The organism is Natronorubrum marinum (genome assembly GCF_052040125.1).
Classification (GTDB): Archaea; Halobacteriota; Halobacteria; order Halobacteriales; family Natrialbaceae; genus Natronorubrum.
The window spans coordinates 15,492-40,522 of record NZ_JBPPFV010000005.1 but is presented as its reverse complement, the minus strand read 5'-3'; the positions used below and the strand labels follow the sequence as shown (position 1 = coordinate 40,522).

General features: G+C 63.4%; 26 protein-coding genes. 13 read left to right on the top strand and 13 right to left on the bottom strand.

Translation table 11 applies throughout. From position 1 onward, the window contains the following. Positions 1-122: 122 nt before the first annotated feature. The 9 genes from ACSFC5_RS21790 to ACSFC5_RS21750 are packed head-to-tail and all read right to left on the bottom strand — an operon-like array spanning position 123 to position 8,542. The gene (locus ACSFC5_RS21790; RefSeq protein WP_440767315.1) at positions 123-1,952 is read right to left on the bottom strand and encodes a Na(+)/H(+) antiporter subunit D; all 1,830 of its coding nucleotides are present in this window, start codon (positions 1,950-1,952) and stop codon (positions 123-125) included. After that, a complete protein-coding gene (locus tag ACSFC5_RS21785) occupies positions 1,949-3,874 on the bottom strand; it encodes a proton-conducting transporter transmembrane domain-containing protein (RefSeq protein WP_440767314.1) in 1,926 nt (641 codons plus the stop codon). Before ACSFC5_RS21785 ends, ACSFC5_RS21790 begins: the two co-directional genes overlap by 4 nt. After that, positions 3,871-5,478, bottom strand: a complete 1,608-nt coding sequence (locus ACSFC5_RS21780) for a proton-conducting transporter transmembrane domain-containing protein (RefSeq protein ID WP_440767313.1) — start codon at positions 5,476-5,478, stop codon at positions 3,871-3,873. Before ACSFC5_RS21780 ends, ACSFC5_RS21785 begins: the two co-directional genes overlap by 4 nt. Then, positions 5,471-5,851 (bottom strand): cation:proton antiporter subunit C, encoded by a 381-nt coding sequence (locus tag ACSFC5_RS21775; protein WP_440767312.1) that lies wholly within the window; start codon positions 5,849-5,851, stop codon positions 5,471-5,473. The genes ACSFC5_RS21780 and ACSFC5_RS21775 overlap by 8 nt, the downstream gene beginning before the upstream one ends. Then, on the bottom strand, positions 5,844-6,347 hold the full coding sequence (locus tag ACSFC5_RS21770) for an MnhB domain-containing protein (RefSeq protein ID WP_440767311.1): 504 nt from the start codon (positions 6,345-6,347) through the stop codon (positions 5,844-5,846). Before ACSFC5_RS21770 ends, ACSFC5_RS21775 begins: the two co-directional genes overlap by 8 nt. Continuing rightward, positions 6,347-6,895 carry a DUF4040 domain-containing protein gene (locus ACSFC5_RS21765; RefSeq protein ID WP_440767310.1) on the bottom strand — a complete coding sequence of 183 codons (549 nt, stop codon included), beginning with the start codon at positions 6,893-6,895 and terminating at the stop codon, positions 6,347-6,349. Before ACSFC5_RS21765 ends, ACSFC5_RS21770 begins: the two co-directional genes overlap by 1 nt. Further along, on the bottom strand, positions 6,892-7,224 hold the full coding sequence (gene mnhG / locus ACSFC5_RS21760) for a monovalent cation/H(+) antiporter subunit G (protein WP_440767309.1): 333 nt from the start codon (positions 7,222-7,224) through the stop codon (positions 6,892-6,894). Before mnhG ends, ACSFC5_RS21765 begins: the two co-directional genes overlap by 4 nt. Further along, positions 7,221-7,508 carry a cation:proton antiporter gene (locus ACSFC5_RS21755; RefSeq protein ID WP_440767308.1) on the bottom strand — a complete coding sequence of 96 codons (288 nt, stop codon included), beginning with the start codon at positions 7,506-7,508 and terminating at the stop codon, positions 7,221-7,223. The genes mnhG and ACSFC5_RS21755 overlap by 4 nt, the downstream gene beginning before the upstream one ends. Continuing rightward, on the bottom strand, positions 7,505-8,542 hold the full coding sequence (locus ACSFC5_RS21750; RefSeq protein ID WP_440767307.1) for a monovalent cation/H+ antiporter subunit E: 1,038 nt from the start codon (positions 8,540-8,542) through the stop codon (positions 7,505-7,507). Before ACSFC5_RS21750 ends, ACSFC5_RS21755 begins: the two co-directional genes overlap by 4 nt. A gap of 243 nt (positions 8,543-8,785) precedes the next feature. Here ACSFC5_RS21750 and ACSFC5_RS21745 point away from each other — a divergent pair, with 243 nt between their 5' ends. The 7 genes from ACSFC5_RS21745 to ACSFC5_RS21715 all read left to right on the top strand — a co-directional run bounded on the left by ACSFC5_RS21745 (position 8,786) and on the right by ACSFC5_RS21715 (position 15,342). Continuing rightward, on the top strand, positions 8,786-8,959 hold the full coding sequence (locus ACSFC5_RS21745) for a hypothetical protein (RefSeq protein ID WP_440767306.1): 174 nt from the start codon (positions 8,786-8,788) through the stop codon (positions 8,957-8,959). A 3-nt stretch (positions 8,960-8,962) separates the two neighbouring features. Beyond that, positions 8,963-9,334 carry a (2Fe-2S) ferredoxin domain-containing protein gene (locus ACSFC5_RS21740; RefSeq protein WP_440767305.1) on the top strand — a complete coding sequence of 124 codons (372 nt, stop codon included), beginning with the start codon at positions 8,963-8,965 and terminating at the stop codon, positions 9,332-9,334. Between the two features lie 58 nt (positions 9,335-9,392). Further along, positions 9,393-11,084 (top strand): class I adenylate-forming enzyme family protein, encoded by a 1,692-nt coding sequence (locus ACSFC5_RS21735; RefSeq protein ID WP_440767304.1) that lies wholly within the window; start codon positions 9,393-9,395, stop codon positions 11,082-11,084. A 5-nt stretch (positions 11,085-11,089) separates the two neighbouring features. Continuing rightward, the gene (locus tag ACSFC5_RS21730; protein WP_440767303.1) at positions 11,090-11,707 is read left to right on the top strand and encodes a MaoC family dehydratase; all 618 of its coding nucleotides are present in this window, start codon (positions 11,090-11,092) and stop codon (positions 11,705-11,707) included. 619 nt (positions 11,708-12,326) lie between these two features. Next, entirely contained in the window at positions 12,327-13,517 is a 1,191-nt protein-coding gene (locus tag ACSFC5_RS21725; protein ID WP_440767302.1) for a thiolase family protein, read from the top strand. A gap of 135 nt (positions 13,518-13,652) precedes the next feature. Continuing rightward, positions 13,653-14,189, top strand: coding sequence for a hypothetical protein (locus tag ACSFC5_RS21720; protein WP_440767301.1), 537 nt, complete (start codon positions 13,653-13,655; stop codon positions 14,187-14,189). An 82-nt stretch (positions 14,190-14,271) separates the two neighbouring features. After that, positions 14,272-15,342, top strand: a complete 1,071-nt coding sequence (locus ACSFC5_RS21715) for a quinone-dependent dihydroorotate dehydrogenase (RefSeq protein WP_440767300.1) — start codon at positions 14,272-14,274, stop codon at positions 15,340-15,342. 49 nt (positions 15,343-15,391) lie between these two features. Here ACSFC5_RS21715 and ACSFC5_RS21710 read toward each other — a convergent pair whose 3' ends face one another. Together ACSFC5_RS21710 and allB are read right to left on the bottom strand one after the other, a co-directional pair. Next, positions 15,392-15,622, bottom strand: a complete 231-nt coding sequence (locus tag ACSFC5_RS21710) for a hypothetical protein (protein ID WP_440767299.1) — start codon at positions 15,620-15,622, stop codon at positions 15,392-15,394. A gap of 146 nt (positions 15,623-15,768) precedes the next feature. Then, complete coding sequence (gene allB / locus ACSFC5_RS21705) at positions 15,769-17,136, bottom strand: allantoinase AllB (protein WP_440767298.1); 1,368 nt, start codon at positions 17,134-17,136, stop codon at positions 15,769-15,771. 307 nt (positions 17,137-17,443) lie between these two features. Between allB and ACSFC5_RS21700 the strand changes: the two genes are divergently transcribed. From ACSFC5_RS21700 to ACSFC5_RS21685, 4 genes are all read left to right on the top strand, one after another. After that, entirely contained in the window at positions 17,444-18,421 is a 978-nt protein-coding gene (locus tag ACSFC5_RS21700; protein ID WP_440767297.1) for an NAD-dependent epimerase/dehydratase family protein, read from the top strand. Between the two features lie 144 nt (positions 18,422-18,565). Further along, positions 18,566-18,973 carry a hypothetical protein gene (locus ACSFC5_RS21695; protein WP_440767296.1) on the top strand — a complete coding sequence of 136 codons (408 nt, stop codon included), beginning with the start codon at positions 18,566-18,568 and terminating at the stop codon, positions 18,971-18,973. Positions 18,974-20,247: 1,274 nt separating this feature from the next. Then, positions 20,248-20,754: a helix-turn-helix transcriptional regulator gene (locus ACSFC5_RS21690; protein WP_440767295.1), complete on the top strand. Its 507-nt coding sequence runs from the start codon at positions 20,248-20,250 to the stop codon at positions 20,752-20,754. A gap of 168 nt (positions 20,755-20,922) precedes the next feature. Then, positions 20,923-22,425: a DUF7282 domain-containing protein gene (locus tag ACSFC5_RS21685; protein ID WP_440767294.1), complete on the top strand. Its 1,503-nt coding sequence runs from the start codon at positions 20,923-20,925 to the stop codon at positions 22,423-22,425. A gap of 107 nt (positions 22,426-22,532) precedes the next feature. Here ACSFC5_RS21685 and ACSFC5_RS21680 read toward each other — a convergent pair whose 3' ends face one another. Further along, on the bottom strand, positions 22,533-23,036 hold the full coding sequence (locus ACSFC5_RS21680) for a DUF7344 domain-containing protein (RefSeq protein WP_440767293.1): 504 nt from the start codon (positions 23,034-23,036) through the stop codon (positions 22,533-22,535). A 370-nt stretch (positions 23,037-23,406) separates the two neighbouring features. Then, positions 23,407-23,568, bottom strand: a complete 162-nt coding sequence (locus ACSFC5_RS21675; protein ID WP_175529395.1) for a DUF7563 family protein — start codon at positions 23,566-23,568, stop codon at positions 23,407-23,409. Between the two features lie 595 nt (positions 23,569-24,163). Between ACSFC5_RS21675 and ACSFC5_RS21670 the strand changes: the two genes are divergently transcribed. Beyond that, positions 24,164-24,496, top strand: a complete 333-nt coding sequence (locus ACSFC5_RS21670; protein ID WP_440767292.1) for a helix-turn-helix domain-containing protein — start codon at positions 24,164-24,166, stop codon at positions 24,494-24,496. A gap of 230 nt (positions 24,497-24,726) precedes the next feature. Next, positions 24,727-25,002, top strand: a complete 276-nt coding sequence (locus ACSFC5_RS21665; protein WP_006091066.1) for a PadR family transcriptional regulator — start codon at positions 24,727-24,729, stop codon at positions 25,000-25,002. Positions 25,003-25,031: the final 29 nt, after the last annotated feature.

Below are 25,031 nucleotides of genomic sequence, written 5' to 3'. Positions count from 1 at the left end.
CTCGAGTCGCCCGTCGGTACTCCTGTCGTTCGAACGAACTCGAGTTCCGAGAGCGACCGCTGGAGAGGCGGAGAGAAGCGAGTACAAACCGGACCCGGACCCGAGCCGAAAACCGAGTACGGTCAGTTAACGAGCAGCCAGAGGACGATCGTGAGCAGAACCGTGATCAGCAAGACGGTAGTGCCGATGCTAGTCCGGAGGTGGATCGTCGACGGTCGACCGCCGTCCGCCGGACGCCGGTCTTCGACGTCGACCATCGGCAGCCGGCGAGCGGCCGCGTCGACCGCCAGGACGGGGTTGTCGCCGAGCCAGTAGCAGCGTTTGACGAAGCCGACGACTGCACGATCAACGGCGGCATAGAGTTCGGTCGTCGCCAGCATCGACCAGCGACCGAGGTAGTAACCGGCCGGGAAGACGATTGTGGCCGGGTCGCTGATATCGAGCTTCGAGAGCGGTTTCCGAACGACCGCGAAGGTCACCGCCGAGATGGCGACCAGAATCCCCGCCGTCTCGAGGTGACTCAGACTGTAGGGGTGGAGCTCGCTCTCGCCGCCCGGATACTCGAAGACGTGGGTCGACTCCTCGACCAGCGGCAGGAGGTCGGCGAAGCCCTGCCACCAGACGCCGAAGAGGAGACAGGCGCCACCGAGACCGAACATCGCGACCGTCTGACCCGGTTTGGCGTCGGGAACCGAGATATCGCTCTCGCCGTGGAAGAAGACGTAGTAGCCGAGTTTGATGAACGAGAGCAGGGTCCCGATGGCCCCGAGGAACAGCAGCCAGTACAGCGCCTGGTACTCGGGCGCACCGTAGTAGCCCGGATCGGCCGCGTCGAAGACCATTCCCTTACTGATGTAGCCGTTGAAGCCGGGAATCGCGGTAATCGAGAGGGCTCCGAGACCGAAGGCGACTGCCGTGAGCGGCATCTCGCGCCAGAGGCCGCCGAGTTCGTAGAGGTCCTCTTCGCCGGTTCGGTAGATGACGACGCCGACGGCCATGAACAGCAGGCTCTTGAACAGGATGTTGTTGAACAGGTGGCCCAGCGCGCCCGCGCTCGCAATCGCGGAACCGATCCCGATGCCGGCGACGATGTAGCCCAGTTGAGCCTGGATGTGATAGGAGAGCAACGCGCGCATGTCGTGCTGGAGCAACGCGAAGCTCGCGCCGTAGACGGACATCAGTCCGCCCATGTACGCGAGATAGAGGTGGCCGTCGCCCTCGACGGGGAACGCCCGGTAGAGGATGAACGCGCTCGTTTTCGTCGTGAAGACCGAGAGGAACACCGACGCCGCGATGTGCGGCCGCGGATAGGTGTCCGGCAGCCAGGTGTGCAGCCCGACGAAGCCGACGTTGACGCCGATCCCCAGTATCGCCAACATCGTCGGGAGGCCGCCGGCGATGCCGGTGTGGTCCGCGTAGAGAAACGAACCGACTTCGACGTAGTGGGCGACGACGGCGAACAGCACGATCACGCCGCCGGTCCCGTGGAAGATCGCGTACCGGTAGCCGGCACGGACGGCGTCGCCGCCGTAGTGCCAGACCACCAGCGTGCTCGTCAGCGCCATCAGCTCCCACATGAAGACGAGGACGAGCCAGTCGCCCGCGAACGCGGCGCCGAGCGCGCTCGCGACGTAGACGAGCGCGAACGCGACCAGCACGCGGCTCGCTTCGCTCGAGTACGCGTAGATGACCGAACAGACGCCGAGGAAGCCGAGCCCCATGCCGATGAACTGGGAGAACTCGTCGACGTAGAACGGCGCGACCTCGAATCCAAGGAACGTGCCCGTGAGGTGACTCCCCTCGGGGACGGCCACCGAGATTGCCAGCACGGCCGCGAGGCTGAGCGCCCCGGCGGTGAAGCCGGCAATCCGCGGCAAGACGACCACGAGCAGCGCCGCCGCCAACACGAGCAGCGGCGGATAGATCAGCGTCAGCGTCTCTGCTTCGATCATTCGGACATCACCTCCATCGCCTCCTCGAGCGAAAGGCCGAGCAGTTCGTCGAACGAGTCGACGCCGAAGACGCCCTCGACGATATACATCGCGAGGTCGAGGAAGACGGCGTAGCCGGGAACGATCCCGAGTACGACGGCACCGGTCGCGATCACGGCGATCGGCATGAGCATCAGCCACGTACTCTCGCCGAACGGCGAGCGGCGTTCCCAGCCGCCGGCCGGCGGTCCGCCGTGGTGGTGGTCGCCGTGATCGTGATGGTCTTCGGCGTGGTCGTCGTGAGTCGCCGCGTCCTCGGGAACGGTGTGATCGCTCGGATACTTGTCGACGGCGTACTCGGCGTCCTCATCGCGGTCCGCGACGGCGTCTCCGTCGCCGTTCGCCCCATCGGCGTCGGGCTCGTCTCGCTGCCCGCCGTCCGGGGCGAGAGAGCCCTCGACGGTGCCGTAGGATTCGCGTTTTCCACCGCGAGGGAACTCGAGCAGCGGTTTCGCGTCGTGCCGGTCCTCGCTCTCGAAGAAGGCCGTGTAGACGACCGGCCAGAGGTATGCGATGTTGAGGACGCCGGAGAGGAGCAACGCGGCCGCGAAGAGCCAGTAGCCCCCGCCGACCGAGCCGGAGCCGATCAGCATGTAGAACTTACTGACGAAGCCGGCGATCAGCGGCATGCCGGCCATCCCGGCCGCGCCGATGGCGAACGCGGACATCGTCAGCGGCATCCGCTTGCCGATGCCGGCCATCTCGCTGACGTAGTCGGTGTGCGTCTCGACGTGGACCGCCCCCGCACAGAAGAACAGGGTGAGCTTCCCGAACGCGTGGGCGGGGATGTGGAATAGGGCGCCGAGAATCGCGAGTGGATGGAGCATCGAGAGCCCAAGCACGATGTAGGACAGCTGTGCCGTCGTCGAGAACGCGAGCCGGCGTTTCAGGTGATCTTTCCGCAGGGCGATGATACTCGCCGCGGTGAGCGTGAACGCGGCCAGTATCGCGACCGGGATATTCAACCCTACTTCTCCGATTCCGGGGACGTTCAACGGCAGATCGTAGATGAGTCCCGGGCCATAGACCTCGAGGATGACGCGTGCCACTCCGAACGCGCCGGATTTGACGACCGCCACCGCGTGGAGCAGCCCCGAAACCGGCGTCGGCGCGACCATCGCGTCGGCCAGCCAGGAGTGAAGCGGCATCACCGCGGCCTTGACGCCGAAGCCGGCGATCAGCAGGTAGAAGGCCGCCTGAGCGAAGACGGGGTCGGCCTGTGCAGCTTCGGCGAGCATTCCGATACCGCCGGACTCGAAGGCCAGGTGCGCCTCGCCCGCGGGATCGGCGCTACTGGTGAGCCAGTAGACCAGCACGGTCCCGGCGAGCAGGAAGACCCCGCCGCCGAAAAACGTGTACGCGAGGTACTTCCGTCCCGCAATTCGGGCCTCGTTGTCCTCGTTGTGGGCGACCAGCGGGTAGGTGACGAGGCTCAGCAACTCGTAGAAAAGGAAGATCGTCACCAGATTCCCGGCGAAAGCAATCCCGATCGCCGTCGAGAGACTGGCCGCGAAGGAGGCGAAGAAACGCGTCTGTGCGTGCTCGTCGAGACCTCGCATGTAGCCCGCAGCGTAAAAGGAGGTGAAGATCCAGAGGAAACTCGCGAGCAAGGCGAACAGCAGTCCCAGCGGATCAGCGCGCAACACGAAGTCGATTCCCGCGAGGAACTCGATGCCGAGCGAGTCCGCGAGACTCCACTCGTAGACGGTGCCGTCCATCACGCCGGGGAACATGCTGAGGATGATTCCGAACTTCGCCAGTGCGGCGACGACCGACCAGCTCTCGCGGACGTTCGGGTAGCGATACGACGCGATGATCAGACACATCGCGAGCGCCGAGACGAGGACGGCGGCTAGCGGACGTGGGTCTGCAACTTCAGTCATTCAGTAAACACCTCCGACGTAAACGGCTCGAGCCACTCGAAGAACGCACCGCCGGCGAAGCCGAGCAGGACGGCTGAGACGGCGATGATAACGAGGATTCCGAGCATGCCGATCGAGACGGCGTCGGGGGATCCTCGGCGGATCGAATCGCGACCGAGGGCCGTGGCGCCCTCGTGTCCAGTATCGCCGTCGGTATCAGCTCCGCCGTCCGCAGCGACGCGACCCGGCGGGTGGGGCGATTCGACCGGCATCGCCGGCGTGAAGTACATCTTCTCGAGCAACCGGGCCGAGTAGGCCAGCGTGAGCATGGTGCTAAGGAAGATGACGACGGCGACGGGCCAGACCTCGGCTTCGACCGCGCCGACGGCGATGTACCACTTGCCGATGAAGCCGGCCGACGGCGGGATGCCGATCAGTGCGATCAGCAAGATCGCGATTGAACCGGCGGTGAACGGTCTGTGTTCGGCGAGGCCAGCATATTCGTCGACCGTCCGGGCGCCGTAGCCGAGTGCAACGACGCCGGCGGCGACGAACAGGCCCGCCTTGATGACGCCGTGGCCGATCAGGTGGATCACCGCGCCGACGAACGCCGTCTGCGTGACGAGTCCGTAGGCCGCGACGATGAGACCGAACTGCGCGACCGAGGAGTAGGCGAACATGCGCTTGACGTCTCGCTGGATCACCGCGAGAGTGCTGCCGGCGAGAACGCTCACACAGCCGACCGTGACGACGATTTCGGTCAGATACGGCGTCGCGGTGAGGAATTCGGGGCCGAAGACGGTGTACATGATCCGGCCGAGCGCGTACGCCGAACCCGTCGAGACGAGCGCCGCGATCACCGGCGTCACGCCGTCGGGGGCGTGCTGATAGGCGTCGGGCTGCCACGTGTGCAGGGGCCACTGGGCCACCTTCAGCGCGAAGCCGATGAAAATGAAAGCGAAGGCCGCACGGACTAGCGTCAGATCGCTGCCACCTTCCTCGGCGACCAGCGGAATCGCCTCGCCGAGGACCTCCATGTTCAGGGCGCCGGTCGCCATGAAGAGGAAGCCGACGCCGATGAGGTACATCGAGGCCCCCATCGTCCCGAGGATGAGATACTTCAGTGCTGCAACCGCGGATTCGGGACCGTCGCCGGCGGCGATCATGGCGTAGGTCGCCAGCCCGACGATCTCGAGGAAGACGAACATGTTGAAGACGTCGCCGGTCAGCGAGAGTCCGAGCAGGCCGCCGACGAGCAGCAGGTAGCCGGTGTAAAACGTGTTTCCGCGCGGCCCGCCCGCGCGGGTGTACGCGAGGACGCCCGCGGCGGTGACGGTGACGAGCAGGGCGATCAGCACGGAGAACTCGTCGGCGACGAGTTCGATGCCGACTCCCTGCGGCCGGTCTGCCGTCTCGCCCCAGCCACCGAGGACGTGGACGACGCGGCCGGTCTCGTAGACGGCGACCGCGAGATAGACCGTGGCCGCGGTCAGCGCGGTCGTGGTAAGCGCGGCGACGGACCAACCCGTGCGTTCGAATCGGAGTCCGAGGACGATCGGCACCGACGCCAACAGGATCGGGACGGCGACCAGCAGGGCCGGCAGCATCTCGGCGAAGCTACTCATCGGCACGCACCTCCCGAAGAGTGTCCTCGCGAAGCGTTCCGTACTCCGCGTAGATGCGGACGATGAGCGCGAGACCGACGGCCGTGAGCGCGATCCCGACGACGATTGCAGTCAGCACGATCACGTGCGGGAGCGGACTCGCCATGAGGCCGGGATCAGTTCCGCCCGACGGAACGATCGGCGCTTTCCCGCCGTCGACGTAGGCGACCGCGACGAAAAACAGGAAGATCGCGGTCTGGAAGAGGTTGACGCCGATCAGTTTCTTCACGAGGTTCTCGTTGGCGATGATCATGTAGATCCCAATGCCCATCAGAACGAACATCAGCGCGTAGGCGTAGCGCGTCGCGAGGACGTCGATCGTCCCCTCAATCATCGTCGCTCACCTCCTCGAGAGACTCGTTTTCGCGTCTGTTGCGATCGGGCGTAAAGCCCGCGGCCGTCGCGAAGAACAGCGTGATGACGATGCCGGCGACGATCAGCGCGACGCCGCCAACCTCGATGGCTTCCATCCCCCAGTAGTGGGCAATACCGAAGGTTTCGCTAAAGGCGTCGTACTCGAGGAAGCTCCCCCCGAGGGCTACGGTGGCAAGACCGGTCGCGACGAAGATGGTGACGCCGCCGGTGACGAGTCCGACGACGAAGGAGTTCTTCAGCCACCGACGGGTGGGTTCGATTCCAAACGCGAAGGCGAGCATCAACACGGTGACGCCGATGATCGCCCCGCCCTGAAAGCTGCCACCGGGGGTGTCCGCCCCGTGGAGGCTCATGAACATCCCGTAGGTGAGCGTAAACGGTGCGATGATCTTGACCGTCGTCATGATCACCTGACTCTCGGTGTAGGTATCGTCGTAGGAGTCGGTCTGAGACATTAGGTGAACACCTCCCGTTTGAGAACGAGAAGAACGGCGACGCCGGCGGCGAAGACGACGACCGCCTCGCCGAAGGTGTCGAACCCACGGTAGGAAGCCAACACCGCGCTGACCGCGTTCTGTGCGCCGGTGTCGGCGTACGTTTCCTGCAGGTAGTACAGCGAGGGCGTCTGCTCGAGCACGCCGGCACCCCAGATCGGCGCGTCCTGCGTGCCGACCGCGTACATCTCCGGGAGCAGCGTCATAAGCACGAGAACGAACGCACCCACAGCGACGACGGCGGGCACGCTAATCCGTTCGAACAACTGGTCGGTCGGCGGACGGCTCGTCCGGGCGATAGTCAGGAGGAGCAGAATCGTCGTCACGCCGGCGCCGATCGCGGCCTCGGTCATCGCGACGTCGGGCGCGAGCAGGTACGTGTAGAGAATCGCCATTCCGAGGCTGTAGGCCCCGAAAACGACGATCGCGGAGAGGACGTCCCGGAACAGGGCCGTCGCGACCGCGGTCAGCAGGATGAACACCGCGAGCGTGAGGGCGAACGGGCTCATTTGGTCTCACCCTCCTCCTCCGAATCCTTCGTCCACGGGTCGATGCCGCTCTCCGCGGCCGAGCGGGCGATCGCGTGGGCCGCAGTCGGATTCGTGATGAAGACGAAAAACAGCAACAAGACGGTGTACACCGTCGCGTGCTGCCAGCCGAGCGCGAGCGCGACAGCCGCGAGCGCGAGTCCTGCACCGAGCGTGTCGGCCTGGGATGCGGTGTGAGCGCGCGCGTAGACGTCGGGTAGCCGAAGCACGCCCATCGCTGAGACGAACGTAAAGAACAGGCCAAAGGCGATGAGCACGGCGATCGCCCAGAACCGGATCGACTCCATCACAGCACACCACCTCGCTCGACGGTGAACTTCGAGATGGCGATCGCCATCAGGAAGTTGAGCAGGGCGTAGATCAACGCGATGTCGAGGAACCACGGCTCGTCGAGTCCCGCAGCCAGCAGGGCGAGGATGACGACCGTGTTCGTTCCGAGGACGTTGACGGCGAGCAGTCGGTCCTGGGTCGTCGGCCCCACGACGGCGCGGTAGAACATCACGATTGCGAGGACGACGAGCAGTGCCGCCGCGCCGAGGAAGATCTCCTCGATCGTCACGCCGCTCGGAATCACCGCTCGTCACCTCCGAGAATCTCGGTGTCGCCGCGCTCTCGCGGCGACGCGATAGCGGCCGCCTTCCGGCCGTGGAAGACGAATCTGACGGCGCGCTCGAGGGCCCCGTCGAAGAGGTCGTCGCGTGCGGAGGGGATCAGCGTGTGGACGATCAGACGCTGGTCGTCGGCTCGAACCGTCAGGGTCCCTGGCGTCAGCGTGATGCTGTTGGCTAACGCGAGCAGCGGAAGGCCGCCCCTGACGCGAGTGTCGATCCGAGTCATCGTGGGATCGATCGGCAACGACGGCCGCAGGATGACGATCGAAATCGCGAGGTTGGCCTTGACGATCTCCCAGATGAGATACGGGATGTAGAGGCCAAAGCGAAGCGTTCGGAGCGGCGACTGAACCCGATCGAGCGGAAACGTGAACGTGATATGTGCAAGCGAGATCGAAACGATGCCGGCGACCGCCGCGCCCGTGACGAGATCGAACCAGTAGGTCGGATCGCCGAGGATCAGGTAGAAGCCGTACGAGATCCAGAACAGCGCGAACAGTCGGTCGAAGCGTTCGGTGCCGTCGCCGACCAGTCGTTCGTGGCGGGCCGGTCGTTCGACCGGCGCCTCGTCGTACGCCAACCCGACGGCGTCGAGTTCGCGCTCGATCGACTGGAGCAACTGGGCCGTCGCACCCGGTTGATACTCCGGGTCAAGCACGACTAGATCGATATCGTGTTCGCGCGCGTAGTCGTCGAACGAATCGGCGAAGTCGCGGGGACCGAAGAGGTACTCGTCGGTGCCGAGTAACGTCGTCTCGACCGTGACCGACGCACTGCCGGCGTCCTCCCGAACCCAGTTGGCCACTTTCGAGAGGAGATCTTCGGCCGCGTCGGTCTCCTGTTGGCCTTCGATCAGGTCCGCCTCGTGGGGCAGCGCCACCACGAGGTGACACTCGAGTTCGTCGCCTCGCTCGAGGCCGGACTGAACCGCGTAGCCGACCGTTTGCCGGACGGTCACCGTGTCCGACAGCGGTACGAGTACTCGTTCAACCGCCACGGCACGTCCCTCCTCGTGACCGTCGATAGATATTCATGTCACTCGTCGTTAGTCGAGTCAAGCGGTAGCCGTAGGAAAACGATTTCGTTATCCGCCAGACGAACTGACGGTTCAGCGAATTGTGTTGGGCGAATCGTAACACCGTGAGACGGTTGTCGCCGCTTCAGCGCGGTCGCTCGAGAGCGAGCCGGCCGGCCGGTACATTTACCATCATATTTGTACTACCGCAAATTGAGTTTTGCTATGGAGACGAACGATACCGTCTACAGCCGATTCGAAACCGCCCGCACCGAGCTGACGCCGCTGCAGGTCGCGACCGGACCCCTGTTCGCCGGGTCGTTCAACATCGTTCAATGTCGTGCGGAGCCATGGGCAGACGCCGGTGACTCGCACGAAACGCTGACGGGCAGTCCATAACCAATGCAAAACCGAACCGAAAAACAGCGCGACCGACTCGCCGCGCAGGTGTTCGTCTGTACGAACGACCGCGACTCGGAGTACGCTTGCTGTGCCGACGTCGGCGGCCAGGAAACCCTCGAGGCCATCAAATCGTGGCTCCGCGAGCGCAACGCGTTCTGGAGTCCGATCTCGGTGACCGAAACCGGCTGTCTGGGGCTCTGCAGCGAGGAGGGAACGGCGATCGCGATCCAGCCGCGAAACAGGTGGTACTCGGATATCCGCCCCGAAGACGTCCCCGAACTCCTCGAGCGCGAGTTCGGTCCGAACGCCGACCGCGTGGGCGACGCGTTCGACGAAAAGGTCGGCGAGAGCGAGCACGCAGCCGACGATTGAGAACCGATCACACGGCACAACGGTTTTGTCGCCCGATTCCGACTGGGCTCCTACGAAAATGCTCGCCTGGCCGGACGAAACCATCTACGAGGGAGTGGCATCGGTTGCAACGGAGCGGCCGGACCGGTCGGCCGTCGTCTTTCGAGAAACCGCCTGGAGCTACGCGGAGCTGCTCGCGGAGAGCCGCGCGCTCGCCCACGGACTCGCTGAGCTGGGCGTCTCGGCGGGCGACGTCGTCGCCGTCTGGCTCGGGAACCGGCCCGAGTGGATCGTCTGCCAGCTCGCGACGTCGTTCCTCGGCGCGGCGATGGTCGCCGTCAACACGCGCTACCGGACCCACGAGCTCGAGTACATGCTCACCGATTCGGCGGCGAGCGTGCTCGTCACCGAGGAGTCGCTGCTCGGCCGGAACTACCACGAGATGCTCGAGACGGCGGTTCCCGAGGTCGCGACGCAGTCGCCCGACTCGTTCGCTTCCGACTCGATTCCCTCGCTTGAGGCGGTCGTCAGCCTCGACTCGCCGTCGAACCTGCCGGCACTGCGAGGGTACGAGACGGGACTTGAGACGGGGCGCGAGCGGATCGGTAGCGATCGAAACTCGCTCGAGCCGACGACCGACCCGACTGCGCCGGCGGCGATCTTCTACACCAGCGGCACGACGAGCGATCCGAAGGGCTGTCTACAGTCGAGTCGGTCGCTGTTGAACCACTCCGCTCACGTCGCGGAGCATCTCGATATGACCGTAAGCGACACCGGCGTCGCGACGCTCCCATTCTGCGGAATTTGGGGGTACAACACCCTGTTCAGCCACCTCGCGACCGGCGCGACGCTCGTCGCGCAGACCCACTTCGATCCCGGGACGATCCTCGAACTGGTCGACGAGTACGACGCGACCGTCCTCACCGGACTCGGCGTGATGTTCGACCGGCTGCTCGAGCACGAATCCTTCGCGCGGTCGCGCGTCGAGACGATCGAACGCGGCGTCGTCGGCTTCATCAGTAAGGGATACGACGAGACCCTGTTCGAGCGCATCGAGGGGGCGTTCGGCTTCCCCGTGGTCCAGCCCTACGGACTCTCGGAGGCCAACAGCCAGATCTTCGTCGGCGATCCGGCCGATCCGATCGACCGTCGCAAACGCGTCGGCGGGCCGTCGATCCATCCGGCGATCGACGCGAAAATCGTCGACCCGGAAACCCGGGAGGAGCTACCGGCCGGCGAGGAGGGCGAACTCGCCCTCCGGGGCTACCTGCTCGCGGACGGCTATTTGGGGAAGCCCGAGGCGACCGCAGCGGCCTTCGACAAGTCGGGGTGGTTCTACACCGGCGATCTCTGTACGATGGACGACGATGGCTCCGTCTCTTACCGCTCGAGACTCGACGACGCGCTCCGAACGCGGGGCTTTCTCGTCGCGCCTCGCGAGATCGCAGCTACCGTCGAGAAGCACCCGGCCGTTCGCTCCTGCGAAGTCGTTGGTGCACCCCACTCTCGCCACGGAGAGGTGCCAGTCGCGTTCGTTATCCCGGACGGTGATGGAAGCGACGGACGGGACGGTGACGGACGCGACGGAGGCGGGGATGAAAGCGCGTCCGCAGCGGCTCTCGAGTCGTTTCTCGACGACTGCGTGGCCGACTACAAGGTGCCCGCGGCGTTCGAGTTCGTCGACGAGTTCCCGACGACGGAGGGCCCGAACGGCGAGAAGGTACAGAAAACGCTATTGCGCGACCGGGTGCAGAATCGATTCACCGAGTGAAACACATGACGGACACCCCAGAGACGAACGAAACGAGCGAAACGGACGAAGCGGACGAAACGCAAAGCGCAGACGACGAATCGACCGACAAACGCCTCGTCAGCGGGTGGCACGGCCGCTACTACGAGGACTTCGAGGTTGGCGATATCTACAAACACCCGTTCGGACGCACCGTCACCGAGACGGACAACGTCTGGATGACGAACGTCACGATGAACCTCAACCCGATGCACTTCAACGAGGCCTACGCGGCCGAGACGGAGTTCGGCGAGCGGCTCGTCGACGGCACCTTCGTCATCGCGCTCGCGGTCGGCATGAGCGTCATCGACATCTCCGTGAACGCGACCGCGAACCTCGGCTACGACAACATTCGGCATCACGCACCCGTCTTCCACGGCGACACCATCTACGCCGAGAGCGAGGTGCTGAGCAAGCGGGAACTGGAGTCCCGCGATCACGTCGGCATCGTCGAAACCGAACTCCGGGCGTACAATCAGGACGGCGAGCACGTGTTGACCCTCGAGCGAACGCCGATGGTGTTGAAACGCGAGCACGCCGAGCCGTCGGCCGCGACGCCGCCGGGGTGGCTCGAGGGGATCGGAACGCAACCGGGGGAACTCTGAAGTCGGCGGGGGATCGAAACCCACGGCCGTGACTCAACCGCCTCGGTCGGGAACCTTCGAGAATAGACGCACGACCGATCGCCGCCCGAAAAGCTGCTGATCTTTCGCTCGTGAGGGGTTTCGCCCTTCGGACGACAACGAGAAAACCGTGTCTCGTCGTGGCGCTTCAGCGCGGGGAGTCGTCACAGTTGAATGTTCGCGATGTTACTCGATCCACAGGACGGACAGATCGTATCGCCCCGCGAGAGCGTCGTTCCGCAACGGCGGCATTCGTAGTGGACGTGCGCTCGCTCGTCCGCTCTGCGAGCGCCGCCGATCCGATCGAAGAATTCGTCTAATATAGTCATCCGTTACTATAATCAAAAGCTGACTATCCGTCTGGCAAATGTTTTGTGTTTTGTTCTGTTTATAGATCTAGAACTAGACATTTGTTTTCTATATGGCAGACCACTACAGCTTTAGCCAAATATACGCCGGTTGAAATCAGTAACCCAAGGACTCGAGACCGCGACCGTCGCGACGAGGCGGCGACGCGGGACCCGTCGGATACGGTATCGAACTCGATTCGAACCGCGGATTCACGGCTAACTTTGATTCCGTTCCGCATGGTCCACCCACTATGCCACGAACTGACCCCGGCAGTGAGATCGTCCTCGTCGACGGCGCACGAACGCCGCACGGAACGTTGCTCGGATCGCTCGCGGACGTCGAACCGGTCGAACTGGGCCGAACGGCGCTGGACGGCCTCCTCGAGCGAGTCTCCATCGACGACACAGACGTCGACTGGGTCGCCCTTGGCAACGCCATTCAGGCCGGAATCGGGCAGGTGCCGGGCCGACAGGTCGTCGTGAAATCCGTGCTTCCGAACGAGACGCGGGCGACGACGATCAACGAGGCCTCGGGATCGGGGGTGAGCGCCATCTCGCTCGCTGCGGACCGAATCGCGGCGGGTCGGTCCGAGTTCGCAATCGCCGGCGGCTTCGAGTCCATGTCGAACGCCCCGTGGATCCTGCCGGGCTACCGGAAGGGGCGTCGCTACGGCAACGTCGAACTCGAGGACTCGATGCTGCTCGACTCGCTGTGGGACGTCACCCTCGACGTCCACATGGGCGAGATCACCGAAGGGCTGGTCGACCGCAAAGCGGTTTCGCGCGCGGCACAGGACGAGTACGCCCTCGAGAGCCACCAGCGCGCCGCCGGAGCGATCGAATCAGGCACGTTCGATGACGAAATCGTCCCCGTCGAAACGAACGGGGAGACGGTCGATACCGACCAAGGCCCGCGACCCGACTCGACGCTGGAGGATCTGGCCGAACTGCCGACGCCGTTCGCGGAGGACGGCACGATCACCCCCGGGAACGCCTCGAAGCTCAGCGACGGCGCGGGCGCAGTGTTGTTGGCCGACGAGGCGGCGGCCGCGGACCGCGGACTCGAGCCGATGGCGACACTCGTCGACTACGCGACGGCCTATCGGGACCCCGACCGGTTCAACGAGGCCGTCGGCGACGTCGTCGAGGATCTACTCGAGCGAAATGATCTCGCCGTCGAGGACGTCGACGCCTACTGGATCAACGAGGCGTTCGCCGCTCAGACGGTGTACACGATGGATCGAATCGGCATTCCCCGTGAACGCATGAACCCGAACGGCGGAGCAGTCGCCTTCGGCCACCCCATCGGCGCCTCCGGCGGGATGCTTGCGACCAGCCTCGCCTACCAATTTCGAGACGATCCGGACGTCTCCCGCGGCGTCGTCGGTATGAGCATCGGCGGCGGCGGGGCGATCATGGCGCTGCTCGAGGAGCGGGACTGACACGCTCGAAGGCGACGCTCGAACTGTAGTGCTCTTGGCCGCGTCGGGTCCGCGACGGCGTCGGCCGTCTCGACGGTCGAGTGACGTTCGTGATAGAAATAGTGTTACTCCAGATGTGCTATCACTATTACACATATGAAGCGACGACGCGTCCTCGGGTCGATCGGCGCGGCGGGCGGGACGCTGCTCGCCGGTTGCACCGCAAGCGGGGCCGACGAACCGGTAGCGTCGCCCGCACTCGTCGAAATTTCGAACAGAACCGGCCAGACGATCGACGTCGAAGTCGACGTCCAGAGAGACGGGACGCAGGTTCACGACGAGCGATACACGATCGCACGGATGAAAACCGGCGAGGAGACCGACCACGGCTACCCGTCGGTGGACGGCGTTCAGATCGTCGACGACTGGATGACGACTGCGGCCGAGTTCGAGTTTCAATTCATAGTGCCGGCAAACGAGTTGACGGCGACGTTCAGCAGTGCCGATCCGATCGGTCCGTACGAAGACGCCTCCCAGAGCGAGCTAGAGGGCAAGTGTTACTTCGTCCGGGTCGAAATCGGGGACGGAAGCGGTAACGCGACGCTCGAGACGGTTCCCGAACGAATCGGCGCGTGGGCAGTCGTGTACGATCACGAGGTCTTCGACCGCTCGCACGCCGGCGATTGCGGCTGAGAGGGACGGTTCGGTTTCGTCGGCCGTCTACGGTGAAACCGCTCCGAGAGGTTTACCTTCCGGCCGTTCGCAGTATCGGCAAATGACGCTGTACTCGCGGGTTCGCCCCCTCGCGTTCAAACTCCCAGCCGAGACGGCCCACGACCTCGGCAAGCGGACGCTCCGGACGGTCCAGTCGACGTGGCCGACGCGGGCAGCCCTGTCGACCGCATACCAGTACGAGCATCCGGCCCTCGAGGTCGACCTATTCGACACCACGTTTCCGAACCCCGTCGGCGTCGCCGCGGGGTTCGACAAGAACGCCGACGTGACCCACGCCCTCGAGGCGCTCGGCTTCGGCTTCGTCGAGATCGGTACCGTGACGCCGTATCCCCAGTCGGGGAACGATCGACCGCGGCTGTTCCGTCTACAAGAAGACGAGGCGATGGTCAACCGGATGGGCTTTAATGGCCAAGGGATGGAACGCGTGAAATCGCGACTCGAGCGCGACGGCACGCCCGGCTTCCCGCTCGGCGTGAACATCGGCAAGATGAACTCCTCGAACGAGCGGGAGGCGATCGAGGACTACCGGCGCGTCTTCGATCGGCTCTCTCCCGTTGCCGACTACGTCGTCGTCAACGTCTCCTGTCCGAACACGCCCGACGAGTTCGACGAGGCCTCGCCGGACCACCTGCGAGAGATCTTCGAGACGCTCGAAGCCGAAAACGACGCGGATGTCCCGATCCTGGTCAAGATCGGTCCCGACGAGTCCGAGGAGTCGGTGCTCGATCTCGTCGACATCGTCCAAGCGTTCGATCTGGACGGAGTCGTCGCGACGAACACGTCCACGAGCCGCGAAGGGCTCGAGTCGCCGAACCGGGAGGAGTGGGGCGGCCTGAGTGGCAAGCCCGTCGAACGTCGATCGACCGAGGTCATCCGGACGATCGCCGAGTACACCGACGGCGACCTGCCGATCGTCGGCGTCGGCGGCGTCGATTCGCCGGTCAGCGCCTACCGGAAGATCCGCGCCGGCGCGTCGCTCGTGCAACTCTACACCGGCTTCGTCTACGAGGGGCCGTCGACGGCGAAGCGGATCAACCGGGGGCTGGTGGCGCTGCTCGAGCGGGACGGCTTCGACTCGATTCAGGACGCGGTGGGCGCGGATCTCGACTAGGGTCGCGTCTAGGAATCATCAGTAGGGGTCGTCCGCACGGCACCGTCGATCAGTCCGCCGGTTCGGGGTCGTCGATCGCGTCTTCGAGCCCGTGCATCTCCGCCGGGCCGGCGGTCTCGTCTGAGCGTCCCTCGAGAATCTCTCGGCTCCCGGAGTTCTCCTGCTGGGATTCGACGACGGGTTCCGCGTTGCCGTCGGTCACGGAGAGATAGACCGACCGGAGCTGTTCCGTCTTATCCCCTTCGCGGGGCTCGTCCGTCTCGGAGTCGACATCTGTCATCGTTCGTGATCCTCATCAGTTCCAGTGGATCCGATATCGAATATAAGCCTGTCGCGGCTTTCAGAAAGTGAGAATCATCGCAGTGACCGACACCGAGTAGCCGGTCGAACAAGAAAATCGATCGGTCGGGAACGAAGTTACACCTCTCAGTCGACAGTGACACACGTCCCGTACCCCGACTCGCCGACGACCGCGCCGTCCTCGTAGACGACCTCGCCGCGGACGACCGTCGACACCACGTTTCCGGTGAACGACTCGCCCACGAACGGCGTGACGCAGTTCTTCGAGTGGAGTTCGTCGCTACTCTCGAGCGTCCACTCCCGATCCGGATCGACGATCGTGAAGTCGGCGTCCGTACCCACCTGCAGCGAGCCCTTCTGGGGGTACATTCCCCAGATCTGGGCGGGGCGGGTCGAATGGCGGCGAACCCACTCCTCCATCGTGAGCCGACCCTGATCGACGAATGAAAGCATCACCGGGACTTCGGTCTCGAGGCCGACGAATCCCGAAATCGCCTCCCAGGTGTTTCCGAAGGGATCGTCGACCTTCTTCTCCTCCGGCGTGTGGGGTGCGTGATCGGTCGCGATACAGTCGATCGCACCGTCGTCGATCCCGACCGCCCAGAGTTTCTCGCGTTCCGCGGCGTCCCGGATGGGGGGCTGGATCCGCGCCGGATTCCCCTTCTCACGCATGACGTCCTCGGTAAACCAAAGGTAGTGTGGGGTCGTCTCGGCGGTCACGTCCACCCCCCGGTCTTTCCCGCGAGCGACGGCCTCGGCTGCCGAGCCGGAAGAGACGTGGTACATGTGGATCTTCGCACCCGTCTCCTCGGCGAAGGTGATCATCCGTTCGACGGCTTCGCGTTCGGCGATCACGGGCCGAGAGTGTGAGTGGTCGATCGGGTCGTTCCGCCCTTCGGCCTGGAACTGCTCCGTGTAGTGGTCGATGATCTCGCCGTTCTCCTCGTGGAAGCCGAGACGCTTGCCCGTCTCCCGAATTTTCTCCATCGCCTCGAGGATCTCCCCGTCGTTCGGCGGCGGCACGTCCCCGACCGTCGACCCGAGGAAGATCTTGTAGCCGAGCGCACCGGCCTCGTCGATGGCCGGGATCAGGTCGAGGTTCTCGCTCGTGACGACGACGTAACTCTGGAAGTCGACGTGTGCGGAGGCCTCACCACGATCGAACTTCAACTCGAGGTGTTCGGGGCGGTCGATGACGGGATCCGTGTTCGGCATCCCGACGACGGTCGTCACGCCGCCGGCGGCGGCCGCCCGAGTCGCGGACTCCCAGTCTTCCTTGTACTCGAGGCCGGGTTCGCGGTTGTGAATGTGGCAGTCGACGATCCCCGGCACGAGGACGTTTCCGTCGCCGTCGACGACGCGCTCCGCGTCGGGCAGGCGGTCGCTCCGACCGACGGCAACGATCTCACCGTCCTCGACGGCGACGCCCGAGTTCGGCGTCCGCCCGGCGGGAGTCACCACGGTACAGTTGCGTACGACGAGGTCGACGGTCATTGCCGGGAGTTGCCGAGCGCGGCGCATATAGCTTCTGTTGGGCGGTGGTCGCGGAGTCCGTACTCTCGAGCGACGGTTGCCTCGAGTCGAACGGACGCTCGAAATTACCGCTCCGGTCTCCCGATTCGACGCGGGCCGTCGAACCCGACGTAACTCGACGACGAAGGCGATTCGGTGGGAGGGCTGGCTCGGTAGTGAAATTCGGCCATGAAACCCGCTCGATAACGGAGTACTAGCCCGTTTAGGCACCGAATACGGCGGGGTACGGGTGCTATACTAAACGGCGGGGAGGTAGGACGGAGAGTAGATGGATTCGTCAGTGATTCGTGACAAGACGGTGCTCGTGACCGGTGGGGCGGGCTTCATCGGCAGCCACCTCGTTGAGGCCCTGGCCCCGCACAACGAGGTCCGGGTACTCGACAACTTCTCGTCGGGCGACCGGACGAACCTCCCCGAGGACGCAACGGTCGTCGAGGGCGATATCCGCGATCCGATCGCCCTGCAGCAGGCGGCCCGCGGCGCCGACATCATCTTCCACCACGCCGCCGTCGTCAGCGTCTCCCGAAGCGTCGACGCCCCCCGCCAGAGCAACGAGACGAACCTCGACGCGAGTTTGCTCGTCTTAGAGCAGGCCCGTCAGGAGGACGCACGGGTGGTCGTCGCCTCGAGCGCGGCGGTCTACGGCCATCCGGACGAACTCCCGGTCTCGGAGACGGCGTCGACCGAGCCGTCGTCGCCGTACGGCATTCAAAAGTTCGCGCTGGATCAGTACACCCGACTCTACGAGGACCTGTACGGTCTCGAGACGGTGGCCTTGCGCTACTTCAACGCCTACGGACCGCGCCAGCAGGGCCCCTACAGCGGCGTCATCTCGACGTTTCTCGAGCAGGCGCGAGCGGGCGAGCCGATCACGATCGAGGGCGACGGCGAGCAGACCCGCGATTTCGTCCACGTGAGCGACATCGTTCAGGCGAACCTGTACGCGGCGATCACCGACGACATCGGCGAAGCGTACAACATCGGGACGGGGACGCGGACGTCGATCGAGGAGTTAGCCGAGACGATTCGAGACGCGACCGACTCGTCGTCGTCGATCGTTCACCGCGACCCGCGCCCGGGAGACATCAGACACAGCGGGGCGGATATTACCAGGGCAAAGCGGACGCTCGGGTTCGAGCCGCGAGTGAGCCTCGAGTGCGGGATCCAATCGCTCGTCGACGGAACGCGGCTCGCACCGGTCGACGACGACCCGACCCTCGAGTCGCCCGAGAGCACCTACGGCTGACTCCTCCCACGCCACGTCCAAGTGTCGCTCGGCGTAACTAATCCGATGAGTTTCTCGAAAATCGTCTTCTGAAGACCCTATAGCACTGTTTTCATGAATGTAGGTGAAAGATAACTAACGGTATCCGCGGCCTCACCGACGAGTATGATCGAGAGTCTCACCACGTTCCCCATCGTCCCCGGACAGACCACCGGCGCCCCCGGGGAGAGTATCGTCGTGTTCGTCGTCAGCCTGCTGATCGGTGCGCTCGGCATTTATGCCGGTGCAAGAGTCATCGTCGACGCCGAAGACTACACGTACGCACTCGTCACAGCCCTGTTAGGGGCGATCATCTGGGGCGTCGTCGGGTTCTTCTTCGGCTGGATCCCGCTGCTCGGACCGCTCCTGGTCTTCATCGCTTACCTCGCAATCATCAACGCCCGATACCCGGGCGGGTGGGTCGACGCAGCCGCGATCACGATCGTCGCCTGGCTCTCCGTCCTGATCGTGCTCTACGTCCTCGCACTCGTCGGCGTGACCGGATTCGACGCCGTCGGTGTGCCGGGCGTCTAACCTAAGCGACGACCAACCACGCCGCTGACGAATCGAGCGTTCGATAATACTGTTTTCGCGACCTCCGTGATGGGAGTAACGCGTGACGAACTCGCGATCGGAACATGGCTTCGACTTCAGCCTCGATCCGGAGTGCCTTCTCGCTCGAGTCGAGCGGGACCGTCATCACTTCCTGGGCTGCAGGCAGAGACGACGCGTCGGAAGCAACCGCCACTCGGTGTCGATGGCCGTCGAAATAGCGACGCATTCGCTCGTTTGCGAGCAATCGATTGCGATCGGACATCCTGTCGGCCTCAGTGAATCACGGTGGACACACCGGCCAGTGAACCGAGATTGTGCCAGCGACGAGACATGGCGCTCACCGGTCACCGGAACGCGTACTCGCGATCACCAGCGTGGTTTCGGCCGGCGATGGCGACCTTGCGCGGACTCGAGTCGGCGTTCCGAACCGATCCATCGCGGAACGGCGACCGCTCGAGCCGAACACCCTCCTTATCCGCCCCTTCGGCGGGAGTCGGCTCGCAACGCGACAACAGAGACGACTACTGTCCGCGAACTCGTCCGACAGCCGGAAGCGCCCGACTCCAGAGATGGCGAGCCGTCTCGCTGTTCCCCGCTCGAATTATCCGTCGGACTACCACTCGATGACCGCCGACGACAGTCACGACTGACGATAACGGCGACGGATTTGACTCACACCAGCAGCGTCAGCCGCGGGCCACACGCCACTGATAAAACCGCTCTCGGCCGCCAGGACCAACCCGTTTGCGGCGATTAATTGAACGCATTTCGAGAGACTCACAAAAGTATTTACTTACCGACTAAATCGAGTGGAATTCGAGCTAGTCATTGCGAACGTCCGACCGAGTTTATTCGAACCCTCGGTCTACGTATCGGCGGAGCAACACCGAGTGATCACCGTCGCAGCCACCAACTCCCATGGTAGACGCGACGGTTTCGGTGGTGGAGAAGCACCAGTGAACACAACCGACGCAATCGGCACCGGGTTTCGAGCGAGCAGATCGTGTGGGGTGACGACTGTACAGCGCTGCTGTGCACGAGCCCGAATCGTACGCGATGTAGCTGTCGTCCGTCGACGACATCGCGACAGGACGCGAACGCACGCACCGTCGATGACAACTCGCTCTGCCGCACGACCTATCACCTGCCATGAGATACGATATCATACGAATAAATGATTGATAAAAAACATTTTGAGGAGCGGTCACGACGGTATAGAGAAACGTGAGTGAAACCAGCCACACCCAGCCCACATGAGCATTCAGTTCCGAGCCTCCGTCGCAGCGGTCGCCGCATTCGGTACGGGTAGCACCGCATCAGTCCCCACGGATACGAGCGTCGAGCCACTCATCCCATTTATCGCCTCCAGCCACAGCCAGCCGGCTCAGATCGGGTGGAGTCCGCACCTCGCAGCGTTGGTCGGCATCCTGGCACTCGCGCTCCTCGGTGGCGTCCTCGCCGCCCGCAACCGATTTGACGAGCAGGACACGCTCGTCGCCGAGTCGGAGCCGCAGAGCGAGGAGTTCCTGACCGACCGAGAAAGGGTTCAGCAACTCGTCCGCGAGAACGGCGGTCGGATGAAGCAGTCGAGAATCGTCGACTCCGTCGACTGGTCGAAAGCGAAGGTCAGTCGACTGCTCGCCGAACTCGAGGAGGAAGGCCGAGTCACGAAACTCCGCCTCGGCCGGGAGAACCTGGTCTGTCTCCCGGGCCACGAGCCGACGGCCTCCCAGTCACCCGAGAAACCGAAAAGCGAGTGACGATCACCGTAGCAGCCGCAGTAAACGTATCAGCAATTATTGCTTTCGTGATGCGAACCACTGCCTGAAGCAGACCCTACCCGCCGTAGGATGTGATTTCCGGCCGCAATGGTTGTGGCGGTTTATGCGGGCTAACAGCCATTAGCCGGTGCCTTACGGCAGACAGACATGACTACACGCAATCAGCTACTCGTAGTACTCACCGCCTTGATGATGGTGTGCTCGAGCGGGGCGATGGTCGCGGGTGCGGCGCCGGCCGCGACCCTCGACGAGCACGACGAGGACGAGGACAACGATTCAGACGCGGGCGAGGACACAGATGCGGACGGAGATGACACGGATCCCGACGACGCTAACGAGGAAGTGGATCCACCTGAGAACGGCGACATGGACGGCGTCGACGAGGACGCCGAGGCGACCGTGACGTTCACCGACCAGGAACTCGAGAACGACACGGTCGTCGTCGACCAGGTTACGGTCGACGACGGCGGCTTCGTCGTGATTCACGACAGCAGCCTGCTCGCGGGCAACGTCTTCGAGAGCGTCATCGGCGTCTCCGAGTATCTCGACGAGGGGACACACGAGAACGTCGAAGTGACCCTCGACGAACCGCTCGAGGAGGATGAGACGCTCATCGCGATGCCGCACTTCGACACGAACGACAACGAGGAGTACGACTTCGTAGAGACCGAGGGCACAGAGGACGGTCCCTACCTCACCGTTGACGACGAACCGGTAACCGACGAAGCCGTCGTCACCGTCGACGCGGCAACGGAGGAAACGCCCGAAGAAACCCCTGAAGCGGTCGAGGAAGAGCCAGTATCGGAGGAGCCGGTTGACGAAGAGGTTGCAGATGCCGACGAGGAACCGGTTGAGGAGGAGCCAGCCGACGTGGACCCTAACGATGCTGACGACGAACCACCCGAAGAAGAGCCTGACGCAGTCGAAGAAGAACCAGTAGAGGAGGTACCAGTAGAGGAGGAGCCTGCTGACGAAGAGGCTGCAGATACCGACGAAAAACCAGTTGAAGAGAAACCCGAAGCAGTCGATGACGATACCATCGACGTTCTCATCGAAGAAGTGACGGTCTTCGTGTTCTTCGATGAACTACCGCACGACAAGCCAGCCGACGGCAACCACGTCGACGTCGACGCGAACGATGTCGAGGTTGCCGACGGTCTCGAGGACGCCACACCCGATGGCGACGCCACCGAGACCGATGCGACCGCCGGTGACGATACGGCTCACGACGATGCGAACGAGACGTACGTTCTCGACGACCACGGCTACACGTTCTCCGATATCGAACTCAACGTCACTATCGAGACGGTGACGGTCGTGCCGATCTACGATCACGACGACGTTGACGACCATCATCACGACGCCGACAGCGGTCACCACGACGCTGACGGTGAACACCACCACGACGCCGACGACGGAACGGACGGCGTCGAGGCGGATTCAGTTGACGACGCGCACGATGCAGCCGGCCACGACGAGTACGACGTCGTGATCGAACACGCGTCCGTCTTCGTATTCGTCGGAGACCTCGGTGAGCTACCCCACCACCCGATCGACGACAAACCGGCCAACCACAACGATGACTACGACGGTGCTGTCGACGACGCCAACGGTGCCGACACCCAGCCGGCTATCGTGAGCGCGCTCTAGACACGGCTCGTCGAATCACCCCGTCGAACGGCCGCTTTTCTCGACGCTATCGAGCCGCTGAAAACGGGCCGAAACGCGTCCGCAAAAGTACCTCGCCGACAACGGCGTCACGCCAGCAGCCGATAGAGGCTGCTCGCGGCGACGGCCAACAGCACGACGACGCTCGAGAGAACGGGATCGACGCTCGAAAGCAGCGGAATCCCGAGCCCGGCGAACGCGATCACGGCGAGTCCGAGGAGACAGACGGCGAAGTGAAACTGGAGTGCCGTCGACTCGGTCTCCCCGTGGCCGTTGATGTACTGCAAGACGTCGTCGAAGTTGGGGCCCCGCTGGATTGTCTTCGCGTCGGAGTCGTACTCGATGACGGCGTCCTCTTGGAGCTGTGGTAGGTGCGTCTGCTGGAGAGAGACGTAGACGCTCTTGTACAGATTGTTCGGAACGGGCGTGGTGTCGGTTTCGTTGGCAGCAATCTCCGACGCGACGTCCGAGACGTCCACCTGTCCGGCCTCCTCCGCAAGTAGCTGGACGATAGCCCGCCGTCTATCGTTCCCGAGGATGTGAAACACTTCACTTTCGGCGAGTGACTCGGAACGATTGGTCTGGACAGACATCGATCAGGAAGAGCGCGTGTTGTCGACGAGCAGTCCACCACCAGTTACCATACGCATCGTCGTTTCGCAGACCACTAACTTTAACTTTTGCAGACTAGATCACACCTGACCTGCCGCTGACACGGCCAGCGCGACCAGAGCAGGAGTAAGTTCGGAATACAGCCGGCTCTCTCGACACGTCGACGAGACGGTCGCTGGTTGCGGTGACGAGACCGCGTTCGTCGAATCGGGGCCGAACGAACTGGCTGGCACCGCGGCTCGGAATTGAGCTCGGTCTACGAAGTAGTCGATGGCGTTCGGCGGACTGTCGCTCGTAATCACCGAGTCGAGGTGTCGCTCGACGAAATCGGACCGCGAAACCGTGTCGTCCTCACTTACCCGGCAGATGGTTACCGGACTGCATCTCGCGATAGGTCGTACAGGCCGGACAGCCGTGGACGATATCTCCGTTGTCACCGAAGACGCGTGCGAACTGTTGCGTTACGTGGGTGCCACAGTTGCGACATCGTGCGCCTGCGGTCGACGATTCCATGGGCTTCCAATCTTGTTGGGTGGATTTCATGGTTGGATGGGGGGTACTCGGACGCGGCGAAGTGGCGTCGGTCACCAACGCCGATCGATCACAGCGGTCGACCAGCGACGGCGCAGACACCGAGACATCGCCGGAGTCGTCCGGGCATCACTTCTATCGAGGGGAGTAAACGTGGATAAAGGACGCCGACCGTTCACCCGACGTACGGCCGTGAGAACCGCGAAATACAGGGTTTCCGGCCTGTACCCACCGATAACGGCGGTGTGTCACCGAATGGCGATAGTTCGACAGGACGGTTTCCACACCGAGTTTAGATGGCTTGCCTTGCATTCGACGGGCAAACAGCGTATTGACCTATCCCATACCGTCCGAAATCCCTCATTTCTAGATAGAAATTAGGAGTTTCGCCGAAGAATGATCTTGTTTCGGAGGATAAGGTACATCGTTATAAAATACCACTATCGCTTACTCATCGTCGTGTTGGAACATACTGGTGCCCGTGGTGGGGATGGACCGCACTCCCGGTCGATCCGTATCAATCCCCCGCTCGCGAGAGTGAACGGCCCCAACCCGCCACAACTGAGTGATTTCGACGATGTCAATGCAAGCGAGTAATACGCGATCCGAACCGACGCCAGAACCGTCCGCTCAACTCGACGTCCTCGGGGACGAGTGTGCGCGAACGATCCTCGTCGCAACGAGTGACGAACCGAAGACGGCGAAGGAACTGACCAACCGAACGGACAGCTCGTCGGCAACGGTGTACCGACGAATCAACAACCTCCTCGAGAGCGATCTCCTCTCGGAGTGCGTCCGGTTCGACGACGACGGCTCGCACACGACGGCGTATGAGGCGACGATCGAGACGCTACAGGTCCAGATCGGTGGGGATGGGATCGACGTCTCGGTGTCCGAGATCGAAGACTGACGCGTCCCGAATCACCGTAGTACCGACTGCGATACAGGCTGGACTGACGAACCGGCGTCGAACGTGCACTCCGAGTGAGCGACCCTGTCGGTGCGAACAGTCTCGAATTCGATACTCTCTCGAGAACGCCCACTTTAGTTCCCAGAACATGTATTGAAAGAAGTTCTAACACTGCTGTATGATACGGATAACAAATATCTATTCAGTAGAATGGTCACTGTGATTGAACAATGCACGATCTGACCGGCTTCCAACGCGACCTCCTGTACGTGATCGCAGGTGCCGATCAGCCTTCAGGACAGACCGTCAAAGACGAAGTCGAGAAGTACTACAGTTCGGAGATCAATCACGGTCGCCTCTATCCGAACCTCGATACGCTCGTCAACAAGGAGCTGGTCGAGAAGGGACAGCTCGACAGGCGAACGAACTACTACGCGATTACGGACGACGGTCGAGAGCGAATCGACGAACGTCGCGAGTGGGAAGCACAGTACGTCGACTTCTAGAAGTGCGACCGAGACGGATACCGTCGATC